Below are 12,195 nucleotides of genomic sequence, written 5' to 3' on the forward strand. Positions count from 1 at the left end.
CAGAGGGAACCAAAGTCATGCTCGACGACGCGGCACACGAAAGAAACCTGCAGCGCCTGGCGCTGCACTTCAACGAGGTCGAACGCAGTTCCTGGGTCTTTGCCCGCTTCACCTCCACCGCCTATCTGCAGCGCATTCGCGCCGAGTTGGCGCTGTGCCTCAACCTGCAAATCCTCGATTACGCGCTTGGCCCAACGCGGCGCGATCCGCTGGGCTACCTGGACGAACTGCCGCCGGCCGCCCAGGCGCAGCGCCTGGTCATCTCCTTCACCGGCCTGGAACAGGCCCTGCCCGAACTCTTCGGTTATCTCGATTTCCAGCGCGAGGCCTACACCGTGCATCCCCACGGCCTGCTCTTCTGGGTGACAGAGGACCTCTGGCGCCAGGTGATGCAGCGTGCGCCCAATTTCTACTCGCGCCACGGCGGTGTCTTCGATTTTCGGTCGCCCGCGCCGGACCTGGCGCCGGCCCTGGCCCAGGACGCCGCGCTGCAGGCGCAGGTGGCAGACTTGCAGGGCCAGGTGCAGGCCCTGGAAGTGCTGCGCAGCCGGTACGGCGACGCGTGGGTCAACCAGCAGCAGGCCGAACTGACCGCCCAGCAGCACGCGCTCCTGACCGGCTCTGGCGCCATTGCCCAGGGCGCCGGCGCGCAGGCCGCCAGCGGCGGCAGCGTCGTGGCCGAAAAAATCTACGGCAATGTCACGATCTTCAATTTTCCGTGGCAGAGATGGGTCAGCGCGGTCTACGAAAAGGCGCCGGTCGGCAAGGTGCCGCTCGATGTCTTGCAGGCCGCGTACCTGCGTGCGCTGGCCGAGGAGTGCAGCCGTCTGCCCCTCGGCGTCATGGACCCGAAATGGGTGCGCACCACGCAGGACCGGCAGATTGCGCTGCCCGACGTCTACGTGGACCTCGATGTCGTGACGCCGGCCCTGGGCCGGGACCAGGACGAGCGCGAGCTGGCGCAGCGCCTGGCCCGCGGCGAAGGCCGCGACCGCACGCCGCTGCTGGATGCCGTGGCCGCGCCCGACGCCCGCGCCCTGGTGCTGCTCGGCGACGCCGGTTCCGGCAAGAGCACCTTCGTCAGCTACCTCACCTTTCTGCTCGCCACCCAAAGTCCGCGCACGCCGGCGGCTTTCTCCGGCCTGCTGCCGGTGCGCCTGCTCCTGCGCGAAGTGACGGCCTGGCAAGCGCCGGCCAACCCCTCTGCGGCCGGCCAGCTCCTGTGGGACGCGCTCAAGACCGATGTGACGCGGCGCCTGGGCCAGGACGCGGCCGATCGCGTGTTCCGCCATTTGCAGACTCGCCTGCTGCAGCAGGGCGGCCTGTTCCTGCTCGATGGCCTGGACGAAGTGCCGGAGGCCAACCAGCGGCGGCAGACAATCCTGAAAGCCGTGCGAGCGCTGGCCGCCATGCTGCCCGCGGCCGCGCGCCTGCTGGTGACCGCGCGACCCTACGCGTACGCCGACCCGCAGTGGCGCCTGCCCGGTTTCCGGGTGCTCACGTTGGCGCCCTTTGCACCCGAACAGGTAGAGCGCTTCATTGCGCGCTGGTACGAAGCGGCCGCGCCCGCGGTGGGCCTGAGCCTGGCCGTTGCGCAGGCCCGCGGCAGCCTTCTGCGCCAGGCGCTGCAGGACCGCCCCTACCTGGCGGACCTGGCCTCGCGGCCCCTGCTGCTGACCCTGATGGCCACGCTGCACTCCAGTTGGGGCGAGCTGCCCGCGGACCGCGCGGACCTGTACGAAGAAACAGTGGAGCTGCTGCTCGAACGCTGGCAGCGCGCCAAAGAGGTGAACGGGCCGGACGGTCAGCCAGTCATCGAACCTGGCATCGCCCAGGTGTTGCAGGTGGGCAAGGATCAGATTCGCCGTGCGCTGCAAACCCTGGCCTACACCGTTCATCGGCGCCAGCGGGCCGCGACCACGGCCGGGGATGAGGCGGCTGATATCAGCGAGGGGGAGGTGCTGGTCGCGTTCAAGCCGCTGCTGGGCAAGGTAGATACCGAAGCTCTGCTGCGTTACCCGCGGGAACGCGCCGGCCTGCTGCTGGCGCGGCGCCCCGGCGTCTACGCCTTTCCGCATCGCTCGTTCCAGGAATTCCTGGCCGCCTGCTACCTGGCCGATCAACCGGACGCCACCGAAACCCTGGTGCGCCTGGTCAATGACGACCCTGCCTGGTGGCGTGAGGTGGCTATCCTGGCGGCCGGCAAGAAGAAGCGCGGCGGCCTGGGCGGCGCGGTCGCCGTCGTCAGCGCGCTGATTCCGGATTTGCCCGCGGATGATCCCAAGATCGCCGCGACGCGCTGGCGCGTGGCGGTCATCGCCGGCCAGGCCCTGCTGGAGCTGCACTTTCCTGCGCAGGCCCTGGGGCAGCGTCACTATCAGGCCGTACTGCGCCGCGGTCAGCAGTGGCTGCTGGCCTTCATGCGCTCCGGCGCGCTGACGCCCCGCGAACGCGCCGAAGCCGGGGTGCTCCTGGCGCGACTGGGCGACCCGCGGGATGAGGTGTTGTCCAGCGCGGCGATGGAGTTCTGCTATATCCCGGCGGGATCATTCTGGATGGGAAGCCAGGACGACCCGGATGCGGGGAAGGACGAATCCCCCAAAGGGATTGATCTGTCCTACGGCTATTGGATCGGCCGCTACCCGGTGACGAACGCGCAGTTTGAGGAGTTTGTGACCGCTGGCGGCTACCGCGAGCCGCGCTACTGGCGCGAGGCAGAGGCGGCTGGTTTGTGGAGTGTAGCCGGGTTCGCGGGGTGGCGAGACAAGGGGCCGCGCCAGAAGCCGTACGATTTTGGCGAGCCACACCATGTTGCGAATCATCCGGTCGTTGGGACAAGTTGGTACGAGGCGCTGGCCTACACGCGCTGGCTAAATGAACGACTGGCAGGGCAGATACCGGCCGGCTGGGCGGTGCAGCTGCCCAACGAGCCGGAGTGGGAGAAGGCGGCGCGCGGCGGCGTGGAGATTCCGGCGCAACCGCTGATTCGATCGGCTGCGAAGGGGTCAATCGGCAAGGAAACGCCGCCATTGCATCTCAATCCGCAGGAACGGCAGCGCTACCCGTGGGGCAACGATCCTGACGCCAATCGGGCAAACTACGACGAGAGCGGGATCGGGACCACGAGCGCGGTGGGTTGTTTTCCCGGCGGCGCGAGTGTGTATGGGGTGGAGGAGCTGAGCGGTAACGTGTGGGAGTGGGCGCGGTCGCTGTATGGCAAGTACCCGTACCCCGCGAGCGGCGCCAAACGAGAAGAGCGCGAGAACCTGACGGCTGCGGCGTCTGAGAGCCGCGTTCTGCGCGGCGGATCGTACTTTGTCAGCCGGGCACGCGTGCGCTGTGCCCTGCGCCATGGAAATCCTCCCAATTTCGGACTTGAGGACTACGGCCTGCGCGTGGTGGTAGCGCCATCCGCCTCCGCCGTTTGACCTTACATGGTCGGGCTGCCCCCTTGCGCAGGCTGGCTGCCGCTCGAATCGCCGGGCAAGTCGAAATCGCCCCCGCGACACCCGCTCCTTACCCGGCGGGCCTGCGCAAGGTTGGACGATTACCCGGCGGCCCGCCGGCGTGACAACGTCGTCCGGTCAGGAGGGCGGACCTACGGGGACGACGTCGTCCGGTCAGGAGACCGGACCACACCTCAGCCGCGCTCTTCCCCTCTTCCCCCCTTCTCCTCTCCGCTGCGCGGAGAGGAGAAGGGGCCGGGGGATGAGGAGAGGCCCTTACCCCAGTCCCGCTTCGGCGCGCAGGGCTGCGGCCTTGTCGGTCTTTTCCCACGGCAGGTCCAGGTCGTGACGACCGAAGTGGCCGTAGCTGGCGGTCTGCAGGTAGATCGGCCGGCGCAGGTTGAGGTCACGGATGATCGCGGCCGGGCGCAGGTCGAAGTGCTGGTGGATCAAGTCCACGATGCGCTCGTCTGGCACGCGGCCGGTGCCGAACGTTTCGATGCTGAGGGAGAGCGGCCGCGCCACGCCGATGGCGTAGGAGATCTGCAGCTCGATGCGGTCCGCCAGGCCGGCCGCCACCACGTTCTTGGCAATGTGGCGGGCCATGTACGCGCCGGAGCGATCCACCTTCGTCGGGTCCTTGCCGGAGAAGGCGCCGCCGCCATGCCGGGCCACACCGCCGTAGGTGTCCACGATGATCTTGCGCCCGGTCAGACCGGCGTCGCCCAACGGCCCGCCGGTGACGAAGCGGCCGGTCGGATTGACGTAGATCTTGGTCTGGTCATCCATCATCGCCACGGGAATGACATGATTGATGACGTACTCGATGATGTCGCTGCGGATTTCGTCCTGCGTCACATCCGGCGCGTGCTGCGTGGAGATCACGATTGCGTCCACACGCACCGGCTTGCCGTAGTGATACTCCACCGTCACCTGGGACTTGCCGTCCGGCCGCAGGTAGGTGAGTTCGCCATCCTTGCGCACCTGCGCCAGGCGCCGCGTCAGCTTATGCGCCAGGACGATGGACATCGGCATCAACTCCTCGGTCTCGTTGCAGGCAAAGCCCACCATCATACCCTGATCGCCCGCGCCGATGGCCTCGATCGCCTCGTCGGAGATTTCGCCGTGCTTGGCTTCGTAGGCCTTATCCACACCCAGGGCAATGTCGGCCGACTGTTCCTTGATCGAAACCAGCACCGCGCAGGTGTCGCAATCGAAGCCGTACTTCGCGCGGGTATAGCCAATGTTGCGCAGCGTCTCGCGCGCAATCGTCTGAATGTCCACATACGTGCTGGTGGTGATCTCACCCATCACGCAGATCAGGCCGGTGGTCGTGGCACACTCGCACGCCACACGGGCATTGGGGTCCGCACCGATGATCGCGTCCAGCACCGCATCGGAAATTTGATCACACAATTTATCAGGATGTCCCTCAGTCACCGATTCTGACGTATAGAACAGCTTCGGCGACGCCATAAACGTCGTTGTCATTTCAACTTACTCCCCTCTTATCATTTCTCATTATCCAGGGGTATGAGATCTGAGACGGTCGGGCCGTGGAAGGCGGATGATCTCCGGTCTCCGGTCTCCGGTCTCCTCTCCGGTCTCCGGTCTCCGGTCTCCGAATCCCCCCTCCTACGTCCCCTCTTGCCAGGAGTTCAGATACTCCTGCTGCTCGACTGTGAGCGTGTCAATGCGGATGCCCATCGCATTCAGCTTCAAGCGGGCGATTTCCTGGTCAATCTCCACGGGTACGGTGTAGACCTTGTTTTGCAGCTGCTCGCGGTGGCTGACGATGAATTCGGCGGCCAACGCCTGGTTGGCAAAGCTCATGTCCATCACCGCGCTGGGATGGCCCTCGGCCGCGGCCAGGTTGACCAGGCGCCCTTCGCCGATGAGATAGAGCTTGCGGCCATCTTCCAGGTGATATTCGTCCAGAAATTCGCGCACGCGGCGCACTTCGCTGGACATGCCTTCCAGGGCCGGGATGTTGACCTCCACGTTGAAATGGCCCGAATTGGCAAGGATGGCGCCATCTTTCATGACCTCGAAATGGGATTTATCAAAGACATGGATATCGCCGGTGGCCGAACAGAAGATGTCGCCCACCACGGCCGCCTCGCGCATCGGCATCACACGGAAGCCATCCATGACCGCCTCCAGGGCGGATAAGGGCTGGATTTCGGTCACAATCACGTTCGCGCCCATGCCACGGGCGCGGCTGGCAATCCCGCGGCTGCACCAACCGTAGCCGGCCACGACGAAGTTCTTGCCGGCCAGCAGCACATTGGTGGCGCGAATGATGCCATCAATCGTGGATTGACCGGTGCCATAGCGGTTGTCGAACAGGTGCTTGGTCATGGCGTCGTTGACGGCCATCACCGGGAATTTCAGCGCGCCTTCCGCGGCCATCGCCCGCAGGCGAATCACACCGGTGGTTGTCTCCTCGGTGCCGCCCAGGATACCCGGCAGCAGTTCCGTGCGCGTCTTGTGCAGCGTTGACACCAGGTCGCAGCCGTCGTCCATCGTCATGTGCGGCTTGATGTCCAGCACCGCGTTGAGATGCTTATAATAGGTCTCGTTGTTTTCGCCCTTGATGGCGTACACCGGCATCTCGTAATAGGCTACCAGGGCCGCGGCCACGTCATCCTGCGTGGAAAGCGGGTTGGAAGCGCTGAGGGCCACTTCCGCGCCGCCGGCCTGCAAAACCCGCATCAGATTCGCGGTCTCGGCCGTCACGTGCAGACAGGCCGCCATGCGCAGCCCGCGCAGCGGCTGTTCCTGGCGAAAGCGCTCCTCGATCAGATCCAGCACCGGCATCTCCTTCGCCGCCCACTGCATCCGATAACGCCCCTTCTCCGCCAACTCAAGGTCCTTGATATCGTAATTCTGTGTCACAATCTACTCCTTAACTCAATTATAGGGTTTTCGTAATGCGTAATACGCAATGCGTAATGCGTAATACGGGGTGCGTATGCCCACGCTCCACTCCATCGTTTCACTCCCCACTCCTCACTCCTCACGATCTCCAATCTCCAATCTCACCCCTCACCCCTCACTTTCAACCACAAATCAACCGCTCTCCACACAGCTCTCTGGTCTCTGATCTCCGATCTCCGATCTCTGACCTCTCCCCTCCCCTTCAGCGAACCGACACACGGAACGATAGCCGAGCTTGGTGTACACGGCCAATGCCGGTGCATTGTGCTCGCTGACATTGAGGACAACGGTCAGACCGTCGGCCAGCAACTGCGCTGTGATGGCGCTGGTAATGCTCGTTGCGAACCCGTGACCGCGGTGCGCGGGATGGGTGTAGATGTTTCCCACTGCGGCCACCCCCAACTGGTGTGCGACCAGGTGTGTGCCCCCGGCCGCTGCCAGCTCGGCGCCCGCGAAAATTCCATAAAAAACGCCCTCGGCCACCTGCGATGGGCTGAAGGCATCGGGCGCGTGCTCGCCGCCAAGCGCATAGAGCGCCTGCAGGGCCGGCGCCGCGTCCAGGTGCAGGCGTTGCACCGGCGTCGCGCCCACGATGGGCCGGAAATCAAGCGGCTGCACGGCCATGCGCCGCATGGGGGACAATGCGTCGAAGGCGTAGCGCGCTTGTAAGATCGGCACATGCTGCCAGCGGCTGGCAATGACCACCGTTGACGGCAGCGCGGCGGTCGCGACAATCGCCTGCAGGCCCGCCGGCGCGCCCATGGTGAACAGCACGGGCGGCTGCAGCCCGGCATAGACCAGCGCCAGCGTGTGCAGGGTCACGCCGCGCCAAGCCCCGAACCAGGTGCAGGCGCCAAAGAGGGCCGGTTCCAGGTCGCCAATGGCATAGGCGGCGTAGGCGCGATCGCGTTGCAGGAAGGCGAGCAGCGTCTCGGGGTCGTTCAGGTTGTCAACGTGCCACATGGCCCTACTGGGCGCTGCTGGCGGCCGCCGATTGCGCCAGCGCCTCCAATTCGGGCGTGTCCGCAAAGACGCGGCGGTAGCGTGCCACAAAATCGGCCAAAGAATAGTGATGTTCCTGCGTGCCATGCTGCTCCAGCACATAGGTGGCGGCCAGGCTGGCAATGCGCCCGGTCACCGACCAGGGGAAGCCGTGCAGGAAGCCGACGATCAGGCCGGCGCGGTACGCGTCGCCCACGCCGGTCGGTTCACCCGGTTTTTCCGGCAGCGCCACCGGGATCTCAACCTGGGCGCCGCGATCGAAGATCACCGAGCCGTGTTCGCCGCGGGTCACCACAATGGTGGGCAGCAGCGCCCGCAGCGCCTGTTCGTCAAGACCCGTTTTGTTTTGGATCATGGCGAACTCATAATCGTTGCAGGTGAGAATACGTGCGTGGCGCATACCGATCAACAAGTCCTCAGCAGATAGGCGAATGATCTGCTGGCTGGGGTCATAAATGTAGGGGATGGCTAGGTCCGCCGCTTCTTGAGCGTACTTGGTCATGGCCGCGGGGTCGTTGGGCGAGATGATGACCAGGTCAACAGCGGCGCGGCGCAGGTCACGCAGAGAAAGCTCAGAGGCGCGGGCCATCGCCCCGGTGTAGAACGAGGCGATCTGATTCTGGCGCAGGTCGGTGTTGACAAAAAAGGAGGCGGTGAAATCCTGGGGGTAGATGGTGATGCCCGAGGTATCAATCCCCTGGTCTTCGAGCCAGCGCTGATAATCGCCAAAATCCTGGCCTGCCGTGCAGAACAGATAGGATTGCGCCCCGAGCAGGCGCAGGCTGTAGGCAATGTTGGCGGCGCAGCCTCCGCGTTGGCGGCGCATCGAGTCCACCAGGAAACTCACGCTCAGGGTGTGCAATTGGTCAGGCAGGATATGATCGGTAAAGTGGCCGGGGAAGGACATGATGTAATCATAGGCCAGCGATCCGGTAACAACGACAGCCATCGTTCTTGTAATTCCTCCTACGCTCTGCCGCCCCTATGACCGCGCAGCCCGGCTGCGCGACCGCGCAGCCCGGATGCGCGCTTCGGCGGCTTCTTTGGCCTGGCGCAGGCTGACGGTGAAAGGCGGATAACAAATACCCTCTTCGGTCATGATGCCGGTGAGGTAACGATGCGGAGTCACATCGAACGCGAGGTTCAACACGGGTACCTGGGCTGGCGCCACGGCGACGCCGCCGACATGGGTGACTTCGTCGGCCGCCCGCTCCTCGATCGGAATGTGGTCGCCAGAGGGGAGGTTCAGGTCAACCGTGGAGGTGGGAACCACGGAATAGCAGGGAATGCCATTCTCTTGGGCCAGCACGGCCAGGCTGTAGCTGCCCACTTTGTTAGCCACATCGCCATTGGCCGCCACCCGATCGGCGCCGAACAGCACCACATCCACCTTGCCGGTCCGCATCAGGTGCCCGGCGGCATTGTCGGCAATCAGGGTCATGGGGATGCCGTCCTGCATCAGTTCCCAGGCGGTCAGGCGCGCGCCCTGCAGGCGCGGGCGAGTTTCATCTACCCAGACGTGTACTTTTTTGCCCTGTTCGACGGCGGCACGCACGACGCCCAGCGCGGTGCCGTAGTCCACCGCGGCCAGCGAGCCGGTGTTGCAATGGTGCAAAATGTTGGCGCCATCGAGAATGACGGCCGCGCCGAACGCGCCCATACGCCGGTTGATCTCGACATCTTCGTCGGCCAGGCGCTCGGCCGCGGCCAGCAAAGCGCTGCGGAGGTCATCCATGTTTGGCAAAACCAGGTGATACGCGAGGTCGAGCAAGCGTTGGGTGGCCCAACTGAGGTTGACGGCGGTGGGACGGGCCGCATCGAGCACGGTCTTGGCGGCTTGCAGGTCAATCAACAGGCTATCGCGTGTCTGCGCCGGGCTTTGGAGCGCAGCCAGGGCCATGGCATAAGCACCGGCCGCACCGATGGCCGGCGCACCGCGAATCGTCATGTTATGAATCGCCGCGGCCACGGCCCGATAGTCGGCGAATTCGGGCAGTTCCAGCCGGTGCGGGAGCAGGCGCTGGTCAATCATCTGAACGGTGCGGTTATTGCTATTCCACCAAATCGTGCGCATGAAAACTCCGGGTACTCATCGTGCCGCGCGGCGGGCGTCTGCTCGCGGTCAATAAAAAAGCGCCCCTGGCAACGGCCAGCAGGCGCAAAAAGATGCGAGAGCCAACTCTCATCTTTCAGGCGAGCGTAGCCTACACTCCCTGCCGGAATTGGCACCAGCGAAAATCACAGGTTGCCGGAGGTTCAATGGGCCGCTCCCTCCCCTCCTCTGGATGAGTTTCCAGTTCTAAATTGTTACAAGCCGGGCGATAGTAGCACAGGCCATCGCTTTTGTCAAACAGTTATTCGGCAAACTGAGAGAGGGCATGGCGCAGGCGTTCCTCGACGCCGCTGATTTCGCGTGGGATGCGCTGCACCGCGCGCTGTGCTTCGACGACGCTGTAGCCGAGCGCGGTCAGCGCATCAATCACTTCGGCATCCGCGGTGGTCATCGCCAGCAGTTCTTCGGTGGCCGCCACCGTTCCGATGCGATCCCTGAGTGTCATGACGATCTTTTCGGCCGTCCTCTTGCCCACGCCTGGCACGCGCGCCAGGATGCCGGGCTGCTCCTGGCTGACGGCCAGCCGGATTGCCTCTGGGGACATGGCCGACAGGAGCGTGAGCGTGCCTTTCGGCCCGACGCCGGGCACGGTCAGCAGCAGGTGGAACAGATCGAGCGCTTCTTCACTGGCAAGGCCAAACAGGCTGAGGTTGTCTTCGCGCACCTGCAGATGGGTGTGCAGGGTGATTTCCTCGACCGTGCGCGTGCTCACCAGGACATCGGCGGGCACAAACACCTTGTAGCCAATCCCGCCGACGTCCACGATGAGATAGTCTTTGCCACGCGCCACGACTTGTCCACGCAGACGAGCGATCATCTTCTGCCTCCCTGTCCCTGGCGTCCAGCTGGCGCCCCGCGCTGAGGTTGATCCATCGTGCTGCGGTGACTCATTCCAGGCCGGGCTGTTCGCAAAACTTGTAACCGGCCCCGCGCACGGTTAAAATGTGGGTGGGTTTGGAGGCGTTTTCTTCGATCTTCTCGCGCAAGCGCCGAATGCCAACCTCGACCAGGTTAGTGCCGCCCATCACGTCGTAGCCCCATACATCGCGGAACAGCTGCTCTTTGGAGGTCGGCTTGTTGGCCCGCGTCATCAGATAAGACAGTAGTTGATATTCGATCGGCGTCAAGTGGATCGTTTCGCCCTCCACCATGACCTGGTGCAGGCTGGTATTGAGCGTCACGCGGCCAATCCGCAAGATCTGTATGGCCGGTGCTTGTTCGGTCCATTCGACCCGGCGCAGGACGGCCTGGATGCGGGCATCCACTTCCTTGAAGGCGAACGGTTTGGTAATATAATCGTCAGCGCCCAATTCGAAGCCATGCACCACATCGTCCACGCTGCCCAAGGCGGTCAGCATGATGACAGGAATATCGGAACGCCTGCGAATCTCCTCACACGTTCGAAAACCATCCATGCGAGGCATCATGACATCCAGAATGACCAGGTCCACTGGCGTTTTCTCGAACAGTTGGAGCGCCTCCACGCCGTCGGCGGCCGCAAAAACGGTATGGCCGTGGGTCTCGAGCGACAGCCGAATCAGGTTTCGTAAAGGTGCTTCATCTTCGGCCAACAAGATGCGGCAGTGATGTTGAACGTCTGAGGCCGTCTTTGGTGCCATGAAACTCTCCTCCTCGCTGTTTCTAAGCGCGTGCAAGCAACGTATTGAAACGCGCTGAATGATGATGACAAACAGCAATGGCGATAGCGTCGGCGGCGTCATCTGGCCGCGGAATCTCTTCCAGGTTCAACAGCATACGTACCATCTGCTGTACCTGAGCCTTGTCGGCCCTTCCGTAGCCCACGATGGCCTGCTTGACCACCTGGGGCTTGTACTCGAACACCGGGATGTCCGCCTCTGCGGCGGCCAGCAGAACCACTCCGCGCGCCTGTCCCACCGCAATCGCCGTAGTGACATTGCGGCTGAAAAAAAGCTCCTCCACCGCCACGGCTTCCGGGTGAAATTGACTGATGATACCCGATAATTGTTCATAAATCGAACGTAGGCGCACCGGCATGGTGTGCGCGGGTGTAGTCGAAATCACCCCATAAGCCACCATAGTCAACACATCATCAGGATCATCCACCAACCCATAGCCGGTGGATGCCGTGCCAGGATCAACCCCAAGAATCAACAACCCCTGATCTCCACTCTGAGAACAGAGATCAGGGATCAGAGATCGGGTTTCGTGGAAGAAGGGAGTTCTTCCGCTTCTCCGCTTCTCCGCTTCTCCGCTTCTCCGCTTCTCCGCTTCTCCGCTTCTCCGCTTCTCCGCTTCTCCGCTTCTCCGCTTCTCCGCTTCTCCGGTCTCCGCTCTCTCTCCGTCTCCCCTACTCCTCCTCCATCGCGGCGAGCGCCTCGTCTGTCACTTCCAGGTTGGAGTAGACTTTCGTCACGTCGTCCAACTCCTCCAGGTTTTCCATCAGGTGCATGACCTGCACCGCATCGAACGGCTCGATGGCCAGGGTTGTCTTGGGCACCATGATCAGCTCGAAGACGGTGATGTGCAAATGCTGCTTGGTCAGAGCCTCACGTACCAGTTGCAGATCACCGGGATTGGTGTAGATATCGGCTTCCCCGTCGGCAAACTGAATATCATCGGCGCCGGCTTCCAGGGCGATCTCAAAGAGTTTGTCTTCAGCTAGTTTCTGCGTCTCAATGACGATGTGCCCGCGGGCTTCGAACTGCCAGGCCA

At 63.5% G+C, this 12,195-nt stretch carries 10 protein-coding genes and 1 riboswitch; of the genes, 1 reads left to right on the forward strand and 9 read right to left on the reverse strand.

Annotated features, from left to right (window positions below; genetic code table 11):
- Positions 1-17 precede the first annotated feature (17 nt).
- Positions 18-3,428: an SUMF1/EgtB/PvdO family nonheme iron enzyme gene (locus tag IPF85_RS10795; protein ID WP_343408092.1), complete on the forward strand. Its 3,411-nt coding sequence runs from the start codon at positions 18-20 to the stop codon at positions 3,426-3,428.
- Positions 3,429-3,722: 294 nt separating this feature from the next.
- Here IPF85_RS10795 and metK read toward each other — a convergent pair whose 3' ends face one another.
- From metK to IPF85_RS10840, 9 genes are all read right to left on the reverse strand, one after another.
- On the reverse strand, positions 3,723-4,937 hold the full coding sequence (gene metK, locus IPF85_RS10800) for a methionine adenosyltransferase (RefSeq protein WP_343408093.1): 1,215 nt from the start codon (positions 4,935-4,937) through the stop codon (positions 3,723-3,725).
- A gap of 144 nt (positions 4,938-5,081) precedes the next feature.
- Positions 5,082-6,344, reverse strand: coding sequence for an adenosylhomocysteinase (gene ahcY / locus IPF85_RS10805; RefSeq protein WP_343408094.1), 1,263 nt, complete (start codon positions 6,342-6,344; stop codon positions 5,082-5,084).
- A gap of 174 nt (positions 6,345-6,518) precedes the next feature.
- A complete protein-coding gene (locus IPF85_RS10810; protein WP_343408095.1) occupies positions 6,519-7,349 on the reverse strand; it encodes a GNAT family N-acetyltransferase in 831 nt (276 codons plus the stop codon).
- 4 nt (positions 7,350-7,353) lie between these two features.
- Complete coding sequence (locus IPF85_RS10815) at positions 7,354-8,337, reverse strand: carbohydrate kinase family protein (protein WP_343408096.1); 984 nt, start codon at positions 8,335-8,337, stop codon at positions 7,354-7,356.
- A 33-nt stretch (positions 8,338-8,370) separates the two neighbouring features.
- Positions 8,371-9,462, reverse strand: a complete 1,092-nt coding sequence (gene mtnA, locus IPF85_RS10820; protein ID WP_343408097.1) for an S-methyl-5-thioribose-1-phosphate isomerase — start codon at positions 9,460-9,462, stop codon at positions 8,371-8,373.
- 105 nt (positions 9,463-9,567) lie between these two features.
- Positions 9,568-9,680, reverse strand: a riboswitch (SAM riboswitch).
- 62 nt (positions 9,681-9,742) lie between these two features.
- Entirely contained in the window at positions 9,743-10,318 is a 576-nt protein-coding gene (ruvA, locus tag IPF85_RS10825; protein ID WP_343408098.1) for a Holliday junction branch migration protein RuvA, read from the reverse strand.
- 70 nt (positions 10,319-10,388) lie between these two features.
- A complete protein-coding gene (locus IPF85_RS10830; protein ID WP_343408099.1) occupies positions 10,389-11,120 on the reverse strand; it encodes a response regulator transcription factor in 732 nt (243 codons plus the stop codon).
- A gap of 22 nt (positions 11,121-11,142) precedes the next feature.
- Positions 11,143-11,637: a crossover junction endodeoxyribonuclease RuvC gene (gene ruvC / locus IPF85_RS10835; protein ID WP_343408100.1), complete on the reverse strand. Its 495-nt coding sequence runs from the start codon at positions 11,635-11,637 to the stop codon at positions 11,143-11,145.
- A 193-nt stretch (positions 11,638-11,830) separates the two neighbouring features.
- The coding region (locus IPF85_RS10840; protein WP_343408101.1) for a YebC/PmpR family DNA-binding transcriptional regulator at positions 11,831-12,195 on the reverse strand (365 nt) is incomplete at its 5' end.

The sequence above is a fragment of the Candidatus Amarolinea dominans genome, from assembly GCF_016704685.1.
GTDB classification, from domain to species: domain Bacteria; phylum Chloroflexota; class Anaerolineae; order SSC4; family Amarolineaceae; genus Amarolinea; species Amarolinea dominans.

What these genes read in the sequence shown, in the direction of transcription:
- mtnA (WP_343408097.1), bottom strand. Translation starts at nt 9,462, where the DNA reads ATGCGCACGATTTGGTGGAATAGCAATAACCGCACCGTTCAGATGATT.
- IPF85_RS10810 (WP_343408095.1), bottom strand. Translation starts at nt 7,349, where the DNA reads ATGTGGCACGTTGACAACCTGAACGACCCCGAGACGCTGCTCGCCTTC.
- ruvA (WP_343408098.1), bottom strand. Translation starts at nt 10,318, where the DNA reads ATGATCGCTCGTCTGCGTGGACAAGTCGTGGCGCGTGGCAAAGACTAT.
- IPF85_RS10795 (WP_343408092.1), top strand. Translation starts at nt 18, where the DNA reads ATGCTCGACGACGCGGCACACGAAAGAAACCTGCAGCGCCTGGCGCTG.
- metK (WP_343408093.1), bottom strand. Translation starts at nt 4,937, where the DNA reads ATGACAACGACGTTTATGGCGTCGCCGAAGCTGTTCTATACGTCAGAA.
- IPF85_RS10830 (WP_343408099.1), bottom strand. Translation starts at nt 11,120, where the DNA reads ATGGCACCAAAGACGGCCTCAGACGTTCAACATCACTGCCGCATCTTG.
- IPF85_RS10815 (WP_343408096.1), bottom strand. Translation starts at nt 8,337, where the DNA reads ATGGCTGTCGTTGTTACCGGATCGCTGGCCTATGATTACATCATGTCC.